This window comes from Streptomyces sp. NPDC013455, assembly GCF_040632975.1.
Lineage (GTDB): Bacteria > Actinomycetota > Actinomycetes > Streptomycetales > Streptomycetaceae > Streptomyces.
On the sequence record NZ_JBEYCX010000002.1, the window covers coordinates 284,658 to 307,122 of the forward strand.

The following is a 22,465-nucleotide window of genomic DNA, read 5'->3' on the forward strand; positions in this document are numbered from 1 at the left end:
CATGTGCCGCACCCAGACGGCCAATTCAGCCGACCATGGGGCCGAAGGGCGGGTCAACCGCGATGAAAGCTGCTCATATCGCCATGAGCGCTTTTGTTCGGCTTCGGTTTTCTCGGCTCCGTGCACATAAATTGACCGCGATTGCCGCACATCCGTACGTCGGCACTTCCGAAAGGACGGACGTCAGGTGCACGACCGCAGGCCTTCCGGCCGGTTCCCTCACCGCATCGCCGTGATCGGCAGTGGGCCACGCGGCCTGAGCGTCGTCGAACGGCTCGCCGCACGCCTGCTGGCCGACCCGCCGGCGGTGCCGGTCGACATCCACCTCATCGACCCGGTGGAGGTCGGCACCGGCCGCGTGTGGCGCACCGACCAGCCGATGTGGTTCCTGATGAACACGATCGCCGGTGAGGTGTCCGCGTTCTCCGGGCGCCCCGACGGCGGCCCGGTGCGTCCCGGTGCCGGACCCTCGCTCGCCGAGTGGTGGCAGACGGTCGACCCCGAGCACGCGGACCCGCTCGGCTACGCGCCGCGCGCCGTGTACGGCCGTTACATGCAGTACGTGCTGGGCGCGGTCGAGGCCGGCCTGCCCGAGCGGGTGCGGCTGCACCGCACCCAGGCCGAGGTGACGGACCTGGAGCCCGGCTCCGACGGCTACCTCCTCACCTTCGACGACGGCCGCACGCTCACCGCCGACCGGGTGGTCATCACCACCGGCCACACCCGGCCGGAGCTCTCCCCGGACCAGCAGCGCCTCGCCGACTTCGCCGCCGCCCACCCGGGCCTGCACTACTACCGCGGCGACTCCGCCGCCGACATGGCGCTGGACGAGATCCCGGCCGGCGCCACGGTGGGGATCCTGGGCCTCGGCCTGTCGTTCTACGACGTGATGGCGGCGCTCACCGAAGGCCGCGGCGGACGCTTCGAAACCGGCCCGGACGGCCCGGACGGCGCGCTGCGGTACGTGCCGAGCGGACGCGAGCCGCTGCTGGTGGCGGGCTCGCGCAGCTCCATGCCGCTGCCCGGCCGCGGCCGCCACCAGAAGGACATCAACTTCCGTTACGCCACCCGGCTGTTCACGACCGAGCGAATACGCCGCTCGGGAGACGCCCCGGTGCGCTTCCGGACCGAGGCGTGGCCCTGGCTGCGGGCCGAGATGGACCTGGTCTACTACGCGACCGGGCTGCGCCGCACCAAGGGCGAGGCCGCGGCCGAGGCGTTCACCGCGGACGTCGTCGCCGCCGCGGAGGCCGGTGTGCCGGACGTGCGCGCCCTGGCCGCGCGGCACGGCGGCGACACCCTGCCGCCCCTGGACATCGACGCCCTGGCGCGGCCGTTCGCCGGCCGTGAGTACCCCGACCCGGAGGCCTTCACGGCCGAGGTGGTCGCCGCCGTCCACGCCGACCTGGAGCACGCGGAGGAGGGCAACGTCGACTCGCCGCTCAAGGCGGCCCTGGACGTGCTGCGCGACACCCGCGCCGTCATCCGCGACCTCGTCGACTTCGGCGGGCTCGCCCCGGACTCCCACCGGGACGAGTTCCTGGAGTGGTTCGTGCCGCGCACCTCGTTCCTGGCCGCGGGACCGCCGCGGATCAGGCTGCGCCAGGTGATCGCGCTGATCGAGGCCGGTGTGCTGCGGCTGGCGGGCCCGGAGACCCGCTACGAGACCGACCCCGAGGGGGGCACGTTCGCCATCTCCTCGCCGTGGGTGCGCGGTTCGCGCACGGCCGCCACCGCGGTGGTCGACGCCCGCATCCCGACCCCGGCGCTGCACCGCGACCCCGCCCCGCTGACCCGTGCGCTCGTCGAGCGCGGCGTGCTGACCAGTTACGTCAACGGCAGCGGCCCGGACGCCTTCGACACCGGCGGTGTGGCCGTGACGCACAGCCCCTTCCACCCCGTCGGCCGCACCGGCCGGCCGGACCACGGGCTGTACGTGCTGGGCATCCCGACCGAGCACACCCGCTGGTTCATGCAGGGCGGCAGCAGCCGCCCCGGATTCTGGACCGACTTCATCCGGGACGCCGACGCGATCGCCGGGGACGCGCTGGCACCGGTGGCCGAGGCCACCCGCGCCGCCCTCCTGCCGGCCGCCGCCCCGGCCTGATCCCGCCCCTCGTGAAAGACACCCACATGCCCTCGACCATGGCCCGCAAGATCTGGCGCGAGCACACCGTGCGCACCAGCAGTTCGGGTGAGGACCTCCTCTACGTCGACCTGCAGCTGCTGCACGAGGTCAACACCCCGCAAGCCTTCGACCGGCTGCGCGCGGCCGGCCGTACGGTCCGCAGGCCCGAGCTGACGCTGGGCACGGAGGACCACAACACTCCGACGATCGACATCCGGCGCCGGATCGCGGATCCGTCCGGCCGCCGGCAGTCCGAGCTGATGCGCGCCAACTGCGCCGAGTTCGGCATCCCGCTGCACCGCCTCGGCGACCCCGGGCAGGGCATCGTCCACGTGATCGCGCCGGAGCAGGGCCTCGTGCGGCCCGGCATGACCGTCGTGTGCTGCGACTCCCACACCACCACGCTGGGCGCCTTCGGGGCCCTGGCCTTCGGCATCGGGGCCAGCCAGGTCGAGCACGTGCTGGCCACCCAGACACTGCCGATGCGTCCGCTGAAGGACCTCTCCGTCACCGTCCGCGGGACCCTGCCCGCCGGCGTGACCGCCAAGGACCTGGTGCTGGCGCTGATCGCGCACATCGGCACCTCCGGCGGCCAGGGGCACGCCATCGAGTACCGCGGCGAGGCCGTCGAGGCCCTGTCCATGGAAGCCCGGATGACGCTGTGCAACATGTCGGTGGAGGCGGGATCACGCGCCGGGCTCGTCGCCCCCGACGCCACCACCTTCGCCTATCTGCGCGACCGTCCCGGCATGCCCACCGGCGCCGACTGGGACGAGGAGGTCGCCTACTGGGCCTCGCTGCGCACGGACGAGGACGCGGTGTTCGACAAGGAGGTGACCCTCGACGGCAGCACGCTCAGCCCGTACGTCTCCTGGGGCACCAACCCGGCGCAGAGCGTCGCGCTCGACCAGTGCGTGCCCTCCGCCGACGACTTCGACACGGTCGAGGAGCGGGCCGCGGCGACCCGCGCGCTGGACTACATGGACCTGAAGCCCGGTACGGCGATGCGTGACATCGCCGTCGACACGGTGTTCCTCGGCTCCTGCACCAACAGCCGTATCGAGGACCTGCGCGCGGCGGCCGACGTGCTCTCCGGCCGGCGCGTCGCCGACGGCGTCCACATGATCATCGTGCCGGGGTCGGCCGCGGTGCGCCGGCAGGCGGTCGAGGAGGGGCTGGACGCGGTGTTCGCCGCGGCCGGCGCCGACTTCCGGGCCGGGGCGGGCTGCTCGATGTGTGCCGCGCTCAACGAGGACCGGCTGCGGCCGGGGCAGCGCGCCGCGTCCACCAACAACCGCAACTTCGAGGGACGCCAGGGCAAGGGATCCCGGACGCACATCGTCTCCCCGCCCGTCGCCGCGGCCACCGCCGTGGCCGGCCGCCTCGCCGCCCCCGCCGATCTGTGAGGTACCCGACGTGACCGACACCAGGAAGTTCACCGTCCACACCGGCACGGCCGTACCGCTGCGCCGCACCGACGTCGACACCGACCAGATCATCCCGGTCCGCTTCTGCGCCAGCACCACCCGGGACGGCCACGCCGACGCGCTCTTCGCCGACTGGCGCGAGGACCCCGGCTTCGTCCTCAACCAGCCCGAGCGGGCGGGCGCGACGGTGCTGATCGCGGGCAACGACTTCGGCACCGGCTCGTCCCGGGAGTACGCCGTCTGGGCGCTCCAGGACTACGGCTTCCGGGTGGTGATCGCCCCGCGGTTCGGCGACATCTTCCGGGGCAACTCCCTGATGAACGGCCTGCTCACCATCGTCCAGCCCGCGTCGGTGGTGACGCAGCTGTGGGAGGCGACCGAGCGCGACCCGGCCGTCCCCGTCGTGGTGGACCTGGAACGCAAGGAGATCCGGTGCGCCGGTCTGGTGGCGCCGTTCGACCTGGACGAGGACATCCGCACCCGGCTGCTGCTCGGCCTCGACCCCATCGCCGCGACCCTGCGGTACGAGGACGAGATCGCCGACTTCGAGCAGCGCCGCCGGGTGCGGCTGCCGGTCACTCGGCCTCGGCCAGAACCGCGGGCCGCGGCGGCCGGCGCGGCGGCGCCGCCAGTCCGCCCGGCATGACGGTGAGCGGCACCGCGGAGGGACGTGACACCGGGGCCTGCCATTCGCACGCGTGGAGGGAGCTCTTGAGCAGCTCGATGAACTCCTCCGCGAACGGGTTGGCCTCGCCCGCCTTGCTCACCGACACGAGCTGGTCGGCGGGCATGACCGGGATCAGCGGGAGCGCCCGCAGCCGGGGGGCCTTGACCGGGATGGCGATGCCGGGCAGCACGGTCAGCCCGTGGCCGTTCGCCGACAGCGTCATCAAGGTCCCCAGGTCGTCCACGCGGAACCCGATGCGCGGGGTCACCCCGTGACTTTGCAGGAAGGAGCACAGCTCCCGCTCCGGGGCCTCGCCGGGCATCAGCAGCGACTCGCCCGCCAACTGCCGTACGTGGACGGTGGTGCCGGCGTTCAGCGGATGACCGGCGGGCAGGACGACGTGCATGGTGTCGCGCAAGACCGTTTCCGCGGGCAGTCCGCTGCCGGCCAGGGTGCCGACGCCGACGTCCACGAGGCCGCGCCGCAGCCAGTCCTCGACGTCGGTGCACGGGCCCACCCGGACGTCCAGGGCCATGTCGGGGTAGCGGACGCGCAGATCGCTCAGCAGCCGGGGCAGCGCGCGCTTGCCGAAGCTGCGGCCGACCCCGACGCGCAGCCGGGGTTTGGCGATGCTCACCACGCGGGAGCTGACCGAGGCGATCTCCTGCGCATGTTTGAGCATGATCCGGGCACTCTGCAGTACACGGCGGCCGGCCGGGGTGAGCGTGATCCGGCCGTGCTCACGGTTGAGGAGCTCGGTGCCGAGCTCCTTCTCCAGGGCGGCGATGGCGTGACTGACGGCGGACTGGCTGACGCCTATGAGCTTCGCGGCGCCGGTGAACGTGCCGGCATCAGCCACCGACACGAAAGCTCTGCATTGGGAGAGTTTCATTCTGTGTTTTCCACTCCGGCGCTGGGCGGTGCGCCTCATGCGTCACATCCGTCGGTGCAGACGGACTCTTAGTGTCTTGCTTAGGCACTGCGAGGGACGATCGTGGTGTGCAGAATTAAAAAGCGTAGGCGACTGCCTTGTCGGCCTGTGGTTCCAGCCAGGAGTCACGTACGAGAATGGACCGCTGAATGTGCTGGAGGCGCCGCGCCGGCTCGATCCCCAGCTCCTCGACCAGCACCGTGCGGATCTGGTCGAACGCCCGCAGGGCGTCGGCCGTGCGGCCGCTGCGGTACAGTGCGATCATGAGGTAGCCGTAGAGCGATTCCCAGGTCGGGTGGCTTTCGATCAACGAGTAGAGCTCGCTGATCAGCGCCTGGTGGCGGCCCAGGTCCAGTTCGAGTTGGAGGCGGCGCTCGTGCGCGTAGACGCGCTTCTCGTCGAGCAGGCGGCCGATGCCCTCGAAGGCGGGCAGGTCGCGGAAGCCTTCCAGCGCCGGTCCGCGCCAGAGGCTGACGGCGGCGGCGAGCGCCTCGGAGGCCGCTTCGAGTTCCCCACGCTTTTGCAGATCACACGCGTGGGTGAGGTGCGCCTCGAAGAGGTTGAGGTCGAGGCTGGAGTGGTCGAGCCGCAGTTCGTAGCCGGTCGGCCGGGTGGTGAGGACGGAGGCGTCCAGACCGAGTTCGCGGAAGCGGCTGCGCAGGTTGCAGATGTAGACGTGAAGCGCGGTGGAAGCGCTCTGCGGAGGAGTGCCCGCCCAGATGGCGTTGATGAGCCTTTCCGGCGAGACCGCCGTGGCGTTGTGACAGCACAGATAGCTCAGCAGAGCGCGAATTTTAGGGGCCCAGGGGCTCACGCTTTCCCCGTTGGTCTTCTCTATTTCGAGTGGACCTAGAATACGAAAAAGCATGGCCATTCTTCCCCCCATTTTGGTTTGTCGCGGTAAAAACTGCATACTGAAGCGCCGTGACCGTTTCATGATCAACGAAACGGTGCCTGGACGTCAAGGCACTTGAGCATGACTTGATGTTACCCAAGGGTAAGCGCGACAAGTCGAGACAACGGGGGGCGTGCGCGGCTTTGTCCCACTCTTGCTTCATCTTTCAACCTGTCCGCATTCTATGACAGGACTTTCCGAGGAGGAAGCCGGGAATCGGCCAATTTCACCGCCTCGCGCGAGTCTCGCCCAAAATCCTTCGAGCCAGACCAGGACGTCCCGCATGACGTAGTGGTCGGCGTCCGGCCGCAGCGCCGACAGCAGGAACGAACGCGCCCCCTCGGCCGGTGCCCCGAGGACCGTGAGACGGGACTCGACGCTGCCGTCGGCGCGCAGGGGTGAGAAGTCCGCGGTCAGTTCCAGGCCCCCGGGCAGGAAGTCGTCCTCGTCCCCCCTGGCGTGATTCCGCCACATCCGGACCAGTCCGCGGTCCAGCAGGTTGCGGTACAGCGGCCGGACGTCGGCGCGCGGGTCGAAGGGGTGCATCCGCGCCTCGACCACCACGTCCAGGGCGCGGCGGGCACCGGTGTGCGGCCCCTCCACGACCGTACGGCCGCTGCCCGCGTCGTAGCGCACCCGGGCCTGTGGGCCGGTCCCGGCGTCCAGCAGGCCGTGTTCGATCAGCGCCGTGATCTTCGCCATCACCTCGGGCGCCGCCCCGTTGGCCAGCCGGTTGTGGTGGCCGGTGTGCCGGCGCAGGAACGTCCGCTGGGAGGCCGCGGTCACCCCGGCGTCGTCCACCGCGTACGAGATCACCGACCGCAGGTCGCGCCAGACCCCGTCGGACGCCGCCTTGTGCGGGTTGTCCAGGTTGCCCTGCCGGGCCCAGGCCTGGTCGCGGGCCATGAACCGCAGCAGCTCGTCCCGGTACTTCTCGGCGGAGCCGGCCGGGCCGACCGGGCGCACGGCCGTGTGCCAGTCGAACCGGTTGCCTTCGAGGGAGGTGTCCAGACGGCTCGGGGAGGTACGCCCCTCGAGGACGCAGGCCGGCGGCAGCGAGCGGTCCAGGCAGCCGCGCACCTCGTACTGCGCCGGCGCCCCGTACACCGTCCGCACCCAGTGCAGCAGCACCTCGCGCACCGGCCACACGACCGCCTTCTGCGCCTCGAACAGGGCCTGTTCGCCGCGCAGCACCGGCCCGAGGGTGCGGGTCAGCTCCGCCACCGCGCCCTCCAGCGCGGGCAGCAGACCGTCCTCGCCCCCGGGCCGCGCACCGGCCAGGAAGGCCACGTACGACGGCATCGCCCGCTGGGTCAGCAGCAGCGCGGCACCCGGCCCGAACAGCGTCGTGTAGTACAGGTGGGCCATCTCCAGCACCACCAGCGGCAGGACGTCCCGGTCGAAGTCGAGCTGCGCCCTGACCCGGTCCGTGGTGGGGTACGGCCGGCCGCTGTTCGCCCGGACCAGGTCCACCGCCTCCCTGGTGAGGAAGGTGCCCGGGTGGTCGCCCGAGCCGTCGCCCGGCTTGCGGTTGTCGGGCCGCGCGAAGGTGAACAGGCCGGAGCCGCTGAAGGCGACGATCGCGGCGGGCTCGTCACCGCTCGGCCTGTACCGCAGCCCCCGCCCGGGCACCTCCTCGAAGGAGCCGCCCCGGCCCTCCGTCAGGTGCAGGACGGCGTCCATGGCGGTCAGCCCCATGCCGGCCAGCCCCACCACGGCACCCGGGCCGGCCACGTCCGGGCCGAGCACCCGGTCCAGCGGGTAGGGGTGCGGCACGTGCACGGCGCCGCCGAGCACCGCCGCCTCGGCCAGCCGGGCTCCCTGCGCGGACAGCCGCGGATCGTGGTGCGAGTGCCCGGTGAGCAGCAGCACCTCGTCGGCCGGATAGGCGGCGCCCGAGGCGGTGACCACCCGCAGCCCGTCGTCGAGGGGCTCGACGTCCACGACCTCCTCCCGGTGCAGGTGCAGCTCCGCGCCGGGGTGCCGGCACAGGTCCGCCGCGAAGGCCCGGAACATGTCGCTGAGCGCCAGGCCGTGCACGTACCGGCGCGGCCAGTCCTCCGGCTGGAGGTCGAAGTCCGGGTCCCCGGTCTCCTCGAACCGGCGGCGGCACCACTCGTGCAGGGTCGGCCGTTCCTCCCGCGGGCGCAGCGGACCCGCGCCCGAGACGGTCTCGTCGGCGGCGAAGCTCACCTGGCAGCCGATGCGGTTGAGGTAACTGGTGCGGGTCTGCCCGGGGCTGTGCGCCTGGCCCGCCCCGAAGTCACCGGTGCGTTCGAAGACACGCACCTGGAGCCCGCGTCCCCCGAGCCGCCCGAGCGTCGCCGACAGCCGCTCGACGGCGTACGTCGCCCGGGGGCCGCCGCCGATCAGGGCGAGCCGGTAGGGACGTGCCCCGGCCGATGTCGGTCGCGTCGGGTCGGCCTGTGCGGTGGTCACTCGTACCCCTTCAGCTGTCTCGCAGGATGTCCGCCAGCGCGGCCAGGAAGCGGTCGATGTCGGCCGAGGTCATCCGGCCCATGGTCGACAGCCGCCAGTGGTCCGCTGCCAGCCGCTCCTGCGCGCGGTAGATGACGAACCCGGCGGCGCGCAGCCGCCGGTGCAGCTCCTCGTAGCCGGCCGACGCGGGCAGCCGCAGCGCGGTCAGCCCCACCGCCCGCTGCGCGGGCGGCAGCAGCAGCTCCAGGCCGAGTGCCTCGAGGCCCGCGCGCAGCTGCCCGGCGAGCGCCGCATACCGGGCGTGCCGGGCCTCCCGCCCCTCGGCGAGCGCGAGATCGAGCGCCGCCTCGAAGGCGTAGCAGGCCGGGATGCCGGGCGTGAACGCCGGCAGGCCCTTCTCCTGGGCCGTGTAGTGCCGGTGCAGGTCCAGGTAGTAGGTACGGCGCGGCCGGCCGGCCAGTGCCTCGAACGCCGCCCTGGTGGCGGTGACGAACGCCAGGCCGGGGGCGCCCTCCAGGCACTTGTTCGCCGAACCGGCCAGCCAGTCGACGCCGTCCTCGGCCGGCGCGATCCGCTCGGCGCCGACGCTGCTGACCGCGTCGACGATCACCTCACGGCCGTGGGCGTGGGCGATCCGGGCCACCGCGGCGACATCGTTGAGCATGCCGGTGCTGGTCTCGTGGTGGACCACGCCGACGTGCGTGAGACCGGGGTCCGCGGCCAGCGCCCGCTCGATCAGGTCCGTGTCCAGCGGCGTGCCCCAGCCCAGCTCCAGCCGGTGGGCGCGGATGCCGTGCGCGGCGGCGATGTGCGCGAACCGCTCGCCGTAGTGGCCGTTGTCCAGGACCAGCAGCCCGCCGTCCGCGGGGACGGCCGAGGCGATCGCGGCCTCCACGGCCGAGGTGCCCGACCCGGTCAGCAGCACCGAGGTGTGCGCCGGGCCGCCGCCCGCCACCAGGGTCGTCTTGTGCCGGATGCGGGTGAGCAGGTCGGAGAACTCCGGCTCCCGGTGGCACAGGTCGGGCCCGGCGAGCGCGGCGCGGACCCGGTCGTCCAGGACGACCGGCCCGGGGTTCATCAGCACCGGCTGCCCGACGGCCGCGGCCGGCAGCGGGGGTACGGAAGCGGTCATGACGCGAGTACCTCCATGAAACGGGCCGCCGACTGCGGCGGCCGGAGCGCGGGCCGGCCCAGGCCCGGGTCCGAACCCGGCCTGATCCGCACCCGGATGAGCTGGGCGCCGCCCTCCGCCTGGGCGCGGCGCACCGCGGCGCGCAGCTGCTCCGCGTCCGTCACGTCGTGGGTGGCGCGGTAGCCGCTCGCGGCGGCGACGGCGCAGAAGTCCACGCCCGCCGAGGCGGTGGGCTGGCCGCCGGTGGATTCGTACGCCTCGTTGTCGAGGAGGATGTGGGCGAGACCGGTCCGGGTCTCCCGGCCGATCGCCGCCATCGCCTCCAGGCGCATCAGCGCGGCCCCGTCGCCGTCGAGGACCGCGACCGGCCGGTCCGGCGTGTGCAGCGCCACGCCGAGGGCCACGCTGGAGGCGCAGCCCATGGACCCGACGACGTACAGGTTCTCCGGCCGGTCGAAGTCGCGCTCCAGCTCGCGCGCGGTCTTGCCGGTGGTGGCGACCAGCAGGGTCGCCGGGTCCATGGCCTCGACCACCTGGCCGATGGCGTCGGCCCGCAGCATGAGGTCCGCGCGCGGGTCCGCTCCGGCGGGCGCGGCGGCCGGGTGCGGGGCGATGGCGCCCTTGGGCACGACGAACGCGAACGGCAGCCGGGTGCCGGCCATGTGCGCGAGCGCCGCGTCCAGCCGCTCGGCGAGCTCCGGGAGACTGCCGGGCAGCACCTCGTTGCGGATGCCCATCGAGGTGAGCATCTCGGGGGTGATCGCGCCCATCAGCTCGTGCTGCGGCTCGTCCGGCTGCCCGGGACGGCCACGCCAGGTGACCAGCAGCAGCACCGGCAGCCGCAGGGTGTGGCACAGCGAGGTCAGCGGGTTGACGGCGTTGCCGAGCCCGGAGTTCTGGAGGATGACCACCGGGGTGCGGCCGGCCAGGCGGGCACCGGCCGCGATGGCCACCGCCTCGCCCTCGTTGGCGCAGATGACGTAGTCCTGCGGGTGGTCCTGTTCCAGGCAGCTGATGACCGGGCCGAGGAACGAACAGGGCACACCGGTGAACGGTCCGAGGCCGCGCTCCTTGAGCAGGGCGACGACACCGTCCGCCGGGAGGGCGCCCGGGGCGGGAGCGCTCACCGTCATGCCTCCGTTCCCGGCAGCAGCGCGGTGGCGCGGCTGACGTCGTCCGCGGTGCGCAGCTCCAGCCAGCCGCTGGCGATCTCGACCGCGCGGACGCGCACACCGGCGTCGATCAGGTCGGCGACCAGCTCCCCCAGGGTGGCCGGCGCGGCGTCGGCGCGCCGCTTCTCGGCCGCCTCGCGCAGGGCGGCCAGGCCCCGCGCGGAGAAGACGGCCGCGCCCGCGAACTCCGCGTCCGCCCCCGGGCCCCCGACCGCCACGACGTCGCCGGCCGCGTCGCCGAGGAGCCGGCGGCCGCCGTGCGCGACCGAGCCCAGCGCGAGCGGCACCGCGTCATCGCGCCGGGGCGCGGCGGACACGTCCGCGAGGACGGCGATGTCGGCGCCCGACTCCGCCAGCAGCCGCAGCGGCTCGCTCTCCACGAGCACGTCACCGGAGACGACCAGGGTGGGTCCGTGGTGGGTCTCGGGCAGGGCGAGCAGGGCCTCCACGGCGGACGGCCCCTGCGGCGCGCCCGCCACGGTGACGTCCTCGGCGCCGGCCCCGCGCAGGGCCGCCATCTGGTGCTCGCGCAGTGCCGGCGCCGCGGCCGTGGCGGGGCCGGACAGGGCGACGGCGCGCGGACGGCTCTCGTAGGAGGTGATGAACTCGGCCTCGTGCCGCTTCTGCACGGGCATGCCCTGGAGGTCGAAGACGGTGGCCAGGGGCGCGATGCGGTCCTCCAGGCCGGTGGTCCGGTCGTCCCGCAGGATCTGGGCGAAGGTGTCGGTCATCGCCGTGATGCCGGCCCGCAGCCCGTGGTTGGCGTAGATGACCATCTTGGCGCCGGCCTCGGCGAGTTCGGTGGCCGTGATGGTGTGGTAGGTCGTCGGGACCACGACCACCGGGACCGGCAGGCTCCAGTGGGAGAGGAACTCGAGGATCGGCTCCGGCGAGGACCCCTTGGCGTGGATCAGCACCGCGTCGGCGCCCGCGCGGACGTACGCCTCGCCGCGGGAGAGCGCCTCGTCCATGCCCCAGCCCGCGATCAGCGCCTCGATCCGGGCGATCACCACCAGGTCCTCGGTGCGCTGCGCCTCCTTGGCCGCGGCCAGCTTCCCGCAGAACTCACCGACCGGGGCGAGCTCCTGACGGCCCGGGATGAAGCTGTTGACCTTCGGGAACCGCTTGTCCTCGATGGAGACCGCGGCGATGCCGGCCGCCTCGTAGCGCCGGATCATGTGCATCACGTTGTGCGCGTTGCCGTAGCCGGCGTCGCAGTCGGCCACCACCGGTACGCGCACCGCGGCGGCCAGCGAGGAGGCGACGCCGAGCAGTTCGCTCATCGTCAGGATGTCGGTGTCGGGCACGCCCTGCGAGGCCGAGACCTCCAGGCCGCTCGACCAGACGCCGTCGAACCCGGCGCGCTCGGCGAGCCGGGCGCCCAGCGGGTTGTGGGCGCCGGCCAGCCGGACCGCCCCGGGGCGGGCGAAGAGCTCGCGGAGCCGGCGCGCGGCCGAGATCTCCGGCGCCCGATGGTTTTCTGTGGTGGTAGCGGCACCCATGCCGAATTCTCCTAGCGGGGGACAGGGCGGCGCAGCACCATTGGGGCAGCCCTGAAAACAGTGGTTGGCGAATGGGAATTCCGAACGGGAATACCGTCCGGAATCCTGTGTGGAACGCGGGCTCAGTCCCGCCGGGCCCGCACCACGACGACGGCCCCGAGCGCCGCCACCACGGCCGTGGCCAGGAGCGCGTACTGCATTCCGTCGAGGAAGACCGACTGCGCGACGCGCTCCACGGCCGTGCGGGCGGCCGGTCCGGTGCCGAGGTCGGGCGGCAGTCCGACGGCCGCGGACCGCACGGCGTCCTCGGTCCGCCCCGCCGGCAGCGGGAACCCCGCGGCCGACAGCCGGGACGGCAGCCGGTCCGCCGTGTACGTCGTGACGACGGCGCTCACGACCGCGATGCCGAGGCTGCCGCCGATCTGCATGGCCGTCTGCTGCAGCCCGCCGGCCACCCCCGACAGCTCCTTCGGGGCGTTGGCCATGACCAGCTTGGTGCCGCCCACCATGACCGGGCTGAAGCCGGCACCCAGCAGCAGGAAGCACAGGGTGGTGTGCAGCGTGCCGGAGTCCGCGTCGAGTCCGGCCAGCGCGCACATGGCGGCGGTGATCACGGCCAGGCCCGCCGCCACCGGGATCCGCGGGCCCGCCTTGCCGATCCAGATGGCCGCGGGCGGCGCGCCCACGATCATCAGCAGGGTCAGGGCGAGGACCCGGATACCGGAGCCGGCGGGGGACAGGCCGAGCACGTGCTGGAGGTAGAAGATCAGCACGAACGGCGCGCCGACCATCACGAAGCCCATCACGGCCATCGTGACGACACCCGAGGTGAACGCCGCCGAGCGGAACATCCGCGGCGGCACCAGGGGCTGCCCGGCGCGCCGCTCCCACCAGACGAAGCAGCCGCCGAGCAGGGCGCCCGCCGTGAGGAACGGCAGCGCCCCGGAGGCCGTACCGCCCGCGTCGGCCACCTCGGCCAGGCCCCACACCAGGGAGCCGAGGGAACCGGCCGCCAGCAGCATGCCGGCCAGGTCGAGGCGGCCGCCCGCGGCCTCGTCGCGCACGTCCCCGAGGACGGTGACGCCCAGCACCAGGGCGAGGGCGCCCAGCGGGACGTTGAGGAAGAACACCCAGCCCCAGTGGGCGTGTTCGACGAGCAGGCCGCCGACCACCGGGCCGGCCGCGGTGGACGCGGCGATGACCGCGCTGCGCACCGCGATCGGCAGGTTGAGCCGGTCGGGCGGGAACGCGCTGCGCAGCAGCCCCAGCGTCGCGGGCTGCATCAGCGCACCGAACACGCCCTGCACCACCCGCAGCCCGACCACCCAGCCGAGCTCCGAGGCCATGCCGATGGCCACCGACGACGCGGTGAAACCGGCGGCGCCCACCAGGAACACCGTGCGGTGCCCGAAGCGGTCGCCGAGCCGGCCCGCGGCGATCAGCAGGGCGGCGACGGCCAGCAGGTAGCCGTCCGTGACCCACTGCACCCCGGTGAGGTCCGTGTGCAGGTCCGCCTGCATGGCCGGCTGCGCGACCGTGACGATGGTCCCGTCCAGCGAGACCATCATCGCGCCCACCGACAGGGTGACCACGGTCAGCCAGGGGTGGCCGCGCAGGCCGCGCCGGACGGCCGGCGCCGTCGCCGGCTCGGCCGGAGCGTCCGGCGCGGCGGGTGAGCCTGTCACGTGGCGGCCCCGGGCACTTCCATCGGTGCGGCACCCGGCTCGGGGCGTCCGGCCGGGCCGGAAGCGGTGTCCTCGGCCGGCTGCCAGCCGGGCGGACCGAAGACGTAACCGAGCTTGTGCCGGAACGTCCTGGCCCCGCGCACGTCGCGCACCATGTTCGCGAACTCGTGCAGCTGGATCTTCCAGATGCTGTAGGTGTTGATCTGCTTGGTCAGACCGTACGTCGGCCGGTGCAGCTCCGGCTGGAAGGTGCCGAAGATACGGTCCCAGATGATCAGGATGCTGCCGAAGTTCTTGTCCAGGTACTCCGGGTCGCTGCCGTGGTGCACCCGGTGGTGCGAGGGCGTCACGAAGACGTACTCGATGGGGCGGGGCAGCTTGCCGATCTTCTCGGTGTGCGCGAACAGGCCCCACAGCAGGTGCACGGAGTGCATCGTGAACACCAGGGCGGGGTGGACGCCGAGCAGCGGCAGCGGCAGCCAGACCATCTTCTCGAACCACTGCGCCCACTTGCGGCGCAGCGCCGTCGACAGGTTCAGGTACTGGCTGGAGTGGTGCACCTGGTGACCGGCCCAGATGAGCCGGATCGCGTGGGCGGCGCGGTGGTACCAGTAGAGCAGGAACTCCACGCCCCAGAAGACGATGAACCAGGTCGTCCACGCCGTCGACGACAGGTGCCAGGGCGCCACGTACTCGTAGACCAGCAGGTACAGCGCGAGCGCCACGGTCCGCAGGAGCGTGGACGAGACCAGCGCCCCGATGCCGGTGAGGATGCTCGCCCGGTGGTCGCGCAGGTCGTAACCCTTGCGGTCGTCCGGGTCGTCGCCGTATTTGATCGCCAGCAGTTCGATGACGATCAGCAGTGCCATGGCTGGGAGCGCGTACACCGCGGGATCGTGTAGCCGGTCTATCACTCTGTCGAGCATCGGGGCTCCTCCTCGGTTCTTACGGAACCGTAATTCGGGCCTCTTAAGACTGGCTTACGAATTCCTTTCGGAGGTGGCCGGCCGCTCGTCGGCGGGGCCGCTCCCGTCATGCCAATCAGTCGTTAAGTGAGGGTTAACCGCAATTCTTTATGCTCCAACGGCCGGGCGCTCAGCGGTCGTACGACAAAAGCCCCCGGCTCGCCTATGAATCGTGAGCGGGGTACCTATGAGCGCCAGTCATGTCGTCGTCCGGAAGGCTCGGGACGCGGCGTCCGGCCGCCCGGTGCGCGTCCTGGCCCTGCACGGGCTGGCGGCCACCGCGACGACCTGGCGCGCCTACGCGCAACACGCCGCCCCCGCCGCCGAGGTGTGGACCGCCGACCTCCCCTGGGGGCAGGGCGGCGGGCCGGAGTGGAGCCGCCGGGGCAACCCCGCCGACTCGATCGGCACCGCCCTGGAGCAGGTGCCCGGCGGTGTCGACCTGCTGATCGCCCACTCCTATTCCGCGCTGCTGGCCCTGGAACACCTGGCCGCCGCCCCCCGCGAGGCCCGCCCCGGCGCCCTCGTCGTGGTCTCGCCCTTCCACCGCCGCGACCCCGCGCACTTCCACTGGGACACCGCCCAGCACTACCTGGGCATCTTCCAGGACGTCTTCGACGAGGCGCTGGGCCTCGGCTCGACCCGGCCGCTGGACGCCGGGCTGCGCCGGGACATGGCGCTGCTCATCCGCGACCAGGTCGGCCCCTACGGCTGGCTCCGCTTCTACGACAGCTACCTGCGCAGCCCGTTCCTCGACACGGCGGCACTGGACCTGCCCGTGCTGGTGACGGCCGGCCGGGCCGACCGGTTCGCGCCGCCCGAGGACGCCGTCGCCCTGGCCGGTGCCCTGCCGCATGGACGGCTGCGCCTGTGGGACGACTGCGGCCACTTCCCGATGACCGAACAGCCGCGGCTCTTCGCCGACGCCGTCGACGCCTTCGCCGCCGACTGCCTCCCGCGGCACGCCACGCCCACGGAGGTGAGCGGAGCATGACGGCCACCCCCACCCCCGAGGTGCTGGTCACCGGACTGGGCACGGTCAGCTGCCTCGGCACGGGTGTCGACGCCTACTGGCACGGCCTGACCTCGGCCGTACCGCGCCCGGCACCGGTGGCCGGACTCACCGAGCGGGTCCCCGGCGTCCTCGCCTACCAGGTGCCGGACGGACCGCGGTGGTCCGCGCCGGCCGGTGAACCGGACGGCCGCGCCGCCCGGTTCGCGCTGCACGCGGCCCGGCAGGCCGTCGCCGACGCCGGGCTGACCGACGACGAGATCGCCGACATGGCGGTGGTGATCGGCACCGCGGCCGGTGAGAGCGGGGCACGCGACACGCTGACCGGGCCCGCCGACCACTGGACGCCGGTGTTCCGCCTCGCCTCCGCGGTCGGCGGTGAACTCGGCGCCTTCGGCACCAACATCACCATCGGCAACGCCTGCGCCGCCAGCGGTTACGCCCTGTCGGTCGCCATGGACCTGGTGGCCCGCGGCGAGGCCGAGACCGTGCTGGTCGGCGGCGCCGAGGCACTGGCCTGGGCGCCGCTGGCGAGCTTCAGCCGGCTCGGGGCCAACGACCCCGAACGGTGCCGCCCGTTCGACGCAGACCGCCGGGGCACCGTGTTCGGCGAGGGCGCCGCGATGCTGGTGGTGCAGTCGGCGCGGGCGGCCGCGGGCCGAGCGTCGTACGGCCGGCTGCGCGGTACGGCGTGGAGCTGCGACGCCCACCACCTCACGGCCCCGGACCCGGAGGGCGGCCAGCTGGTCCGCGCCGCCCGCGAGGCCCTCGCCCAGGCGGCGGCCGGTCCCGCGGCCGTCGGCTGCGTGGTGCCGCACGGGACCGGGACCGCGCACAACGACGTCGTGGAGACCCGCGTGCTGCGTGAGGTGTTCGGCGCGGACCTGGACCGGGTGCCGCTGTTCAGCCTGAAGGCGTTCATCGGGCACACCGCGGGCGCCGCCGCCGCGTTCGCCGTCGCCGCCGCCGCCCTCATGACCCGGCACGGGATCGTCCCCGCGAACATCGCGCCCGACCGGCAGGACCCGGACTGCCCGGTGTGGCTGCCCACCGCCGCGCCCGTGCCGCTGGAGCGGCCCCAGGTCCTGGTCAACGCCTACGCGTTCGGCGGCAGCAACGTGTCGCTGGTGTTCGGGGGTGAGAACCGTGAGCAGCGTGACGGCTCCTGACACGGTGGCCGAGGCGGTCGTCGCCTCGGCCGGGATCGTCCTGCCGCCCGACCCGCTGCCGGCGGACGGACAGTGGTTCGACGTCAAGGCCCGGCTCGGGCGCCGCGGTTACCGGTACCTGCCCGAGTCCTGCCACTACCTGCTGGCGGCCGCCCGGGACGCGCTCGCCGCCTCCGGTGACGAGCCGGAGCGGCACGCCGAGGAGCGGCGCGGCGTCGTGGTCGGCACCAACAGCGCCGTGGCCGGGCTGCACGCCGACATCGTGCGGGCCGTGGGCGGCGACGGCATCGACGGGCTCAGCCCCATGACCGTGCCCTTCTTCTCGGTGAACCTGGTCGCCGCGAAGCTGTCCACCGAGCACCGCTTCAAGGGCTTCAACCTGACCGTGACATCACCGCGGGTGGCCGGCCTGGAGGCGGTGCACCTGGCCGCCGGCGCGCTGGCCGCCGGCCGCGGCGACGTGGTCCTGGCGGGCGGCGCCGAGGCACCCGACCCGCGGGCGGGCGACGCCGTGCCCGAGTCCGGCGCCGTGCTGCTGCTCCTGCGGCCCGCCGGGGCCGAGGGCGGCACGGTGGTCAGGACCGCGCTGCGCTTCCTGCCGCCCCGCGCCACCGGCACCCCGGCCGGCCGGGAACGTGCCGGACGCATGGTGCGGGCCGCGCTGGACGGGGTGTGCCCGGCACCCCCGGCGGCCGTCCACCTCGTCACCGACGGCTCGCCGACGGCCCGCACGGCCGCGGACGCGGTGCGGGACTGGTGCGGCGCCGCCACCCGGGTGACGGACGCGGTCACCGCGGTGCACGCCGGCGCGCTGGCCCCGCTGCGGCTGCTGGCGCACGCGCTGCGCCCGGACCGGCCGGCACCCGAGGCCGTGGTGGTCGCCTCCGGGGAGGGCAACCTCGCCTTCGCCGCCGTCGACGCCCGCTGAGCCGTACCGAACCACCCACCGAGCAACCCCGAGCAAGAGGAAGAGCATGCTGTCATCCGTCAAGGGTTCGTGGTGCCTGATACTCGGCGCCTCCAGCGGCATGGGCCGGGCCACCGCGCTCGCCATGGCCCGCGAGGGCGCCCACGTCTGCGGTGTCTACTTCGGCACCGCCGCCCAGCAGGAGGAGGCCGACGCGCTCGCCGAGGAGGTCCGCGCCCTCGGCGTCCAGGCGTCCTTCCACAACGTCAACGCCGCGAAGGCCGACGCCCGCGCCGAGGTGACCGCGCACCTCGCCGAGCTGACCGGGCCGCAGGGGGTGCGCGTGGTGCTGCACTCGCTCGCCTTCGGCAGCCTGCTGCCGTTCATCCCCACCGAGGGACAGCCGGACGTCATCACGCCGCGGCAGATGGACATGACGGTCGACGTCATGGGCCACAGCCTCGTCTACTGGGTGCGCGACCTGTACACCGCGGGCCTGCTGGGCCGCGGCGCCAAGGTGTTCGCGCTGACCAGCCGCGGCGACGGGCGGGTCATGCCCAGCTACGGCGCCGTGTCCGCGGCCAAGTCCGCGCTCGCCTCCCACGTCCGGCAGCTGGCCGTCGAACTGGCGCCGTCCGGCATCGCCGTCAACGCGCTGCGCGCCGGGCTCACCATGACCCCGGCCCTGATCCGCATCCCCGGCAGCGACGCGCTCGCCCAGCGGGCCCGGGAGTCCAACCCGCACGGCCGGATCACCACCCCCGAGGACGTCGCCGAGGCGGTCGTCATGTTCTCCGCCAGTGACTCCTCCTGGATCACCGGCAACGTCATCGACGTCGACGGCGGCGAAGGCCTCGTCTGACCGGCCGGCCCCGGCCCCGCACCACCCCGCCCCATCAGCACGACGGAGGAACCCACCATGCCCGAGCCCACCACCCTGGACCTGGAAGACCTGCGCGCCACCATCGCCGAGATCGTGGACGTCGACGTCGACGAGGTCACCGACACCGCGGACTTCAAGGAGGACCTCGACGTCGACTCGCTGCTGGCGCTGGAGATCCTGGTCCGCCTGGAGCGCAAGTACCAGGTGAAGCTGTCCGAGTCGAACCTGCAGAAGGTGCGTTCGCTCAAGGAGACCTACGACCTGCTCGCCGAGCAGCTCGAGGCCGCCTGATGCCCGCCGGCCCTCGCACGGCCCTGGTCACCGGCGGCTCCCGCGGCATCGGCCGCGCGGTGGTCGAGCGCCTGCTGGCCGACGGGTACGACGTCGGCTACTGCTGCCGCACCATGCCCGCCGACGCCGCCGACCTGGAGCGGCTCGCGGACAAGCACGGCGTGCGCGTGCACGGCACCGCGGTGGACGTGACGGACGGCACGGCCGTGCGCGCGTGGCTGGAGCAGGCCGAGGAACGCCTCGGCGGCCTCGACACGCTGGTCACCAACGCCGGCATCGTCCGGGACATGCCGCTGGCCGTGATGGGCCGGGAGCACTGGGACGCGGTCGTCGGCACCAACCTGACGGGGACGTACACCGTGTGCCAGGCGGCGGTCATGTCCCTGATGCGCCGCCGCGGCGGCTCCATCGTCGCCGTGTCCTCGGTGGCCGGTCTGCGGGGCAACGCCACACAGACCAACTACGCCGCCTCCAAGGCCGGGATCGTCGGCTTCGCGAAGTCGCTGGCGAAGGAGGTGGCCCGCTTCGGTATCCGCGTCAACGTGGTCGCGCCGGGCCTGATCGAGACGGACATGACCGCCGGACTGGACGACAAGGCACGCCGCAAGGTCGTCGCCGACATCCCGCTGCGCCGGACCGGCAGGGCCGAGGAGGTGGCCGACGCGGTCGCCTTCCTCGCCTCGGACCGCGCCGCCTACATCACCGGCCAGGTCGTCCGGATCGACGGCGGAATCGGCATCTGAGGGAGTACGGAGCACAGGTGATGGCAGTGGTGGACCGCCCCACCCGCGTGGTGGTGACCGGCCTCGGCGTGCTGACCCCGATCGGGTCGACGCTGGAGGGCTTCTGGGACGCCGCGGTACGGGGCGACGTGGGCACCTTGCCGCTGACGCGGCCGGATGCCGCCGACTTCCCCGGCCGGCTGGCCGGCGAGGTGCGGGACGTCGCCGCCCCGCGCGGCACCGGCGACCGCGTCACCCGGCTGGCCGTGACCGCCGCCTCGGCGGCGGTCGCCGACGCCGGACTCGACCCGTTCCCGTCCGACCCGGCCCGCTCCGGCGTCTGCTTCGGCACGCTCCTCGGCAACCGCGCCGGACTGGAGCCGGACGTGACGCGGTTCCACCGCGGCACCGCCCCGGCCGGCGCCGGCCCCCGGGCCGCACGGCCCCGGCCGGTCGTGGGGCTCGCCGACGCGGTGGCCCGGCAGCACGGCTTCCTCGGACCGAGCACGGTCGTGGCGACCGCCTGCGCGTCGGGCAACAGCGCCCTCGCCCACGGCGCCGAGGCCATCCGCGCCGGCCGGGCCGACGTGATGATCGCGGGCGGCGCGGACGAGCTGTCCGCCGGCATCATGATGATGTTCGCCAGCCTCCGCTCCCTCACCGACGACGCCCTGCGGCCGTTCGACCGCAACCGGTCCGGGCTCGTCGTCTCCGAGGGCGCCGCCGCGCTGGTCCTGGAGTCGTACGAGCACGCCCGCCGGCGCGGGGCCCGCGTCTACGCGGAACTCGCCGGCTGGGCGTCCGCCTGCGACGCCCACCACATGACCGCCCCGCACCCGGACGGCCGCGGCGCCCGCCGCTCCATGGAACGGGCCCTGGCCCTGGCCGGCACCCCGCTCGACCGGGTCGGCTACATCAGCGCGCACGGCACCGGCACCCCCTCCAACGACAGCGTCGAGGCGGCGGCCGTACGCGCCCTCTTCGGGGAGCGCGGCCCCGCCGTCTCCTCCCTGAAGGGAGCGCTCGGGCACACCCAGGGAGCGGCCAGCGCGATCGAGGCGGTGGCCTGTGTGCTGGCGCTGCGCGACGGTGTCGTCCCGCCCACCGCCAACCTCGTCGAACCGGACCCCGAGTGCGCCGTCGACCTCGTCCACGGAGCGGCACGGGAAGCGGCGCTGGACGTCGTCGTCAACAACGCCTTCGGCTTCGGGGGCAACACGGCCTGCACCGTGTTCACCCGTCCGGGCACCGGAAGGAGCACGGCATGAGCACACCGGTCGCCGTCACCGGCATCGGGCTGGCGAGCGCGCTCGGCGCCGGCCTGGACGCCACCTGGGAGGCACTGCTGGCGGGCCGCACGGCCCGCACCACCGCCGTCCCGGCGGCCGGGCTGTACCCCGGGCCGCGGCCCGCGGCGGCCGCCGCGCTGGAGGACGACCTGTCCGACGTGCCCGCCTTCGCCCGGCGCCGGCTGCGCGCGCTCAGCCGCGAGTCGCTGCTGGTGTCCCGGGCGGGCCTGCTGGCCTGGCGGGACGCGGGCCTGGACGCCGCCCGCACGGCGGGCGGCGGACCCGCACCCGAGGAGGTGGGCGTCGTCCTCGGCACCGCGGGCGCCGGCCTGACGGGCTACCTCCAGGTCCTCCACGACGGACTCACCCTCGGCGTGGACCTGGTCAGCCCCTACGCCGGGCCGCAGGGCAGCCTGAACGCCGCCGTCTCCGACCTCGCCATCGCCGCGGACGCCCAGGGGCCCGTCGTCACCGTCACGGCCGGCCGGTGCTCCGGCGCTGAGGCCCTGACGGCGGCGGCCGACCTGCTGCGCACCGGCCAGGCCGAGGTGGTGCTGGCCGCGGTGGTGGACGTACTGGATCCGCTCACCCTGGACGCCGGGGCCGGCCGGGACGCCGACGCGCCCGGCCCGTTCGCGGCCGGCCGTACCGGCGCGCTGCCCGGGGAGGCCGTCGTGGTCCTCGTGCTGGAGGACGCCGGGCGGGCCCGCGCGCGCGGAGCCCGCGTCCACGCCGAGGTCGCCGCCGTCCGCACCGGGCTCGGCGACCCGGACGACACCGACGGCCGGGCCGCGGTGCGCGCCGTCGACGCCGTCCTCGCCGAGGCCGGACTCGGCCCCGGTGACATCGGGCTGCTCAGCTCCTCGGCGGCCGGCTGCGAGCTGGTCGACCGGGCCGAGGCACACGCCCTGCACACGGTGTTCGGCGCGGACACCCCCGTCTTCGCGGCCGGCGGCGCCCTGGGCGACTGCGCCGGCGCGACCACCCTGCTCCAGCTCGCCCTGACCGCGCGGGCGCTGGACACCGACCTGACACCGCCCACCCCGGGGGCCGCCGACCGGGACCCCGCGCTGCCCCGGCTCGCGGTGACCGCCGCACCCGAGCGGCGCCCCGGCACCACCGCCGCCCTGGTCCTGACCACGGACCGGCGGCCCGCCGCGGCCGCCGTGCTGCTGCGCCGGCCGGACACCCGTGCCGCGGCCGCGGGCAACTGACGAACGTCCCGGACCGGGCACCGGCCGCCGGGTGA

The 22,465-nt window shown here is 73.9% G+C and carries 19 protein-coding genes; 11 read left to right on the forward strand and 8 right to left on the reverse strand.

Annotation, left to right across the window (positions count from 1 at the left end; all coding sequences use genetic code 11):
* The first annotated feature begins 187 nt into the window (after positions 1 to 187).
* The 3 genes from ABZ576_RS05420 to leuD are packed head-to-tail and all read left to right on the forward strand — an operon-like array spanning position 188 to position 4,201.
* Positions 188 to 2,107: an FAD/NAD(P)-binding protein gene (locus ABZ576_RS05420; RefSeq protein WP_360736051.1), complete on the forward strand. Its 1,920-nt coding sequence runs from the start codon at positions 188 to 190 to the stop codon at positions 2,105 to 2,107.
* A gap of 26 nt (positions 2,108 to 2,133) precedes the next feature.
* On the forward strand, positions 2,134 to 3,534 hold the full coding sequence (gene leuC / locus ABZ576_RS05425; RefSeq protein WP_360736054.1) for a 3-isopropylmalate dehydratase large subunit: 1,401 nt from the start codon (positions 2,134 to 2,136) through the stop codon (positions 3,532 to 3,534).
* Positions 3,535 to 3,544: 10 nt separating this feature from the next.
* Entirely contained in the window at positions 3,545 to 4,201 is a 657-nt protein-coding gene (gene leuD / locus ABZ576_RS05430) for a 3-isopropylmalate dehydratase small subunit (protein ID WP_360736056.1), read from the forward strand.
* Here the strand turns inward: leuD and ABZ576_RS05435 are convergent.
* The 8 genes from ABZ576_RS05435 to ABZ576_RS05470 all read right to left on the reverse strand — a co-directional run bounded on the left by ABZ576_RS05435 (position 4,131) and on the right by ABZ576_RS05470 (position 14,865).
* A complete protein-coding gene (locus ABZ576_RS05435) occupies positions 4,131 to 5,153 on the reverse strand; it encodes a LysR family transcriptional regulator (RefSeq protein WP_360736058.1) in 1,023 nt (340 codons plus the stop codon). The two genes, leuD and ABZ576_RS05435, sit on opposite strands and share 71 nt — an antisense overlap.
* Positions 5,154 to 5,229: 76 nt before the next feature.
* A complete protein-coding gene (locus tag ABZ576_RS05440; RefSeq protein ID WP_360736061.1) occupies positions 5,230 to 5,967 on the reverse strand; it encodes an AfsR/SARP family transcriptional regulator in 738 nt (245 codons plus the stop codon).
* A 240-nt stretch (positions 5,968 to 6,207) separates the two neighbouring features.
* The gene (locus ABZ576_RS05445; protein ID WP_360736063.1) at positions 6,208 to 8,487 is read right to left on the reverse strand and encodes an FAD/NAD(P)-binding protein; all 2,280 of its coding nucleotides are present in this window, start codon (positions 8,485 to 8,487) and stop codon (positions 6,208 to 6,210) included.
* Positions 8,488 to 8,497: 10 nt separating this feature from the next.
* On the reverse strand, positions 8,498 to 9,619 hold the full coding sequence (locus tag ABZ576_RS05450; protein WP_360736066.1) for an aminotransferase class V-fold PLP-dependent enzyme: 1,122 nt from the start codon (positions 9,617 to 9,619) through the stop codon (positions 8,498 to 8,500).
* Entirely contained in the window at positions 9,616 to 10,746 is a 1,131-nt protein-coding gene (gene aepY / locus ABZ576_RS05455) for a phosphonopyruvate decarboxylase (RefSeq protein WP_360736068.1), read from the reverse strand. Before aepY ends, ABZ576_RS05450 begins: the two co-directional genes overlap by 4 nt.
* A gap of 2 nt (positions 10,747 to 10,748) precedes the next feature.
* Positions 10,749 to 12,293, reverse strand: coding sequence for an isocitrate lyase/phosphoenolpyruvate mutase family protein (locus tag ABZ576_RS05460; RefSeq protein WP_360736071.1), 1,545 nt, complete (start codon positions 12,291 to 12,293; stop codon positions 10,749 to 10,751).
* Between the two features lie 122 nt (positions 12,294 to 12,415).
* Entirely contained in the window at positions 12,416 to 13,978 is a 1,563-nt protein-coding gene (locus ABZ576_RS05465) for a DHA2 family efflux MFS transporter permease subunit (RefSeq protein WP_360736073.1), read from the reverse strand.
* Entirely contained in the window at positions 13,975 to 14,865 is an 891-nt protein-coding gene (locus tag ABZ576_RS05470; protein WP_360736075.1) for a sterol desaturase family protein, read from the reverse strand. The genes ABZ576_RS05465 and ABZ576_RS05470 overlap by 4 nt, the downstream gene beginning before the upstream one ends.
* Before the next feature lie 265 nt (positions 14,866 to 15,130).
* Here ABZ576_RS05470 and ABZ576_RS05475 point away from each other — a divergent pair, with 265 nt between their 5' ends.
* Genes ABZ576_RS05475 through ABZ576_RS05510 form a run of 8 tightly spaced genes read left to right on the forward strand, consistent with a single transcriptional unit; the run spans position 15,131 to position 22,430 of the window.
* Positions 15,131 to 15,937: an alpha/beta hydrolase gene (locus tag ABZ576_RS05475; RefSeq protein ID WP_360736077.1), complete on the forward strand. Its 807-nt coding sequence runs from the start codon at positions 15,131 to 15,133 to the stop codon at positions 15,935 to 15,937.
* Complete coding sequence (locus tag ABZ576_RS05480) at positions 15,934 to 17,124, forward strand: beta-ketoacyl synthase N-terminal-like domain-containing protein (protein WP_360736079.1); 1,191 nt, start codon at positions 15,934 to 15,936, stop codon at positions 17,122 to 17,124. Before ABZ576_RS05475 ends, ABZ576_RS05480 begins: the two co-directional genes overlap by 4 nt.
* Positions 17,111 to 18,052: a beta-ketoacyl synthase N-terminal-like domain-containing protein gene (locus ABZ576_RS05485; protein ID WP_360736081.1), complete on the forward strand. Its 942-nt coding sequence runs from the start codon at positions 17,111 to 17,113 to the stop codon at positions 18,050 to 18,052. The genes ABZ576_RS05480 and ABZ576_RS05485 overlap by 14 nt, the downstream gene beginning before the upstream one ends.
* A gap of 46 nt (positions 18,053 to 18,098) precedes the next feature.
* Complete coding sequence (locus ABZ576_RS05490) at positions 18,099 to 18,893, forward strand: SDR family oxidoreductase (protein ID WP_360736084.1); 795 nt, start codon at positions 18,099 to 18,101, stop codon at positions 18,891 to 18,893.
* Positions 18,894 to 18,950: 57 nt separating this feature from the next.
* Positions 18,951 to 19,205, forward strand: coding sequence for an acyl carrier protein (locus ABZ576_RS05495; protein ID WP_360736087.1), 255 nt, complete (start codon positions 18,951 to 18,953; stop codon positions 19,203 to 19,205).
* Positions 19,205 to 19,948: a 3-oxoacyl-ACP reductase FabG gene (fabG, locus tag ABZ576_RS05500; protein WP_360736089.1), complete on the forward strand. Its 744-nt coding sequence runs from the start codon at positions 19,205 to 19,207 to the stop codon at positions 19,946 to 19,948. The genes ABZ576_RS05495 and fabG overlap by 1 nt, the downstream gene beginning before the upstream one ends.
* Positions 19,949 to 19,968: 20 nt before the next feature.
* Complete coding sequence (locus ABZ576_RS05505; protein ID WP_360736092.1) at positions 19,969 to 21,195, forward strand: beta-ketoacyl-[acyl-carrier-protein] synthase family protein; 1,227 nt, start codon at positions 19,969 to 19,971, stop codon at positions 21,193 to 21,195.
* A complete protein-coding gene (locus ABZ576_RS05510) occupies positions 21,192 to 22,430 on the forward strand; it encodes a beta-ketoacyl synthase N-terminal-like domain-containing protein (protein WP_360736094.1) in 1,239 nt (412 codons plus the stop codon). Before ABZ576_RS05505 ends, ABZ576_RS05510 begins: the two co-directional genes overlap by 4 nt.
* Positions 22,431 to 22,465 lie beyond the last annotated feature (35 nt).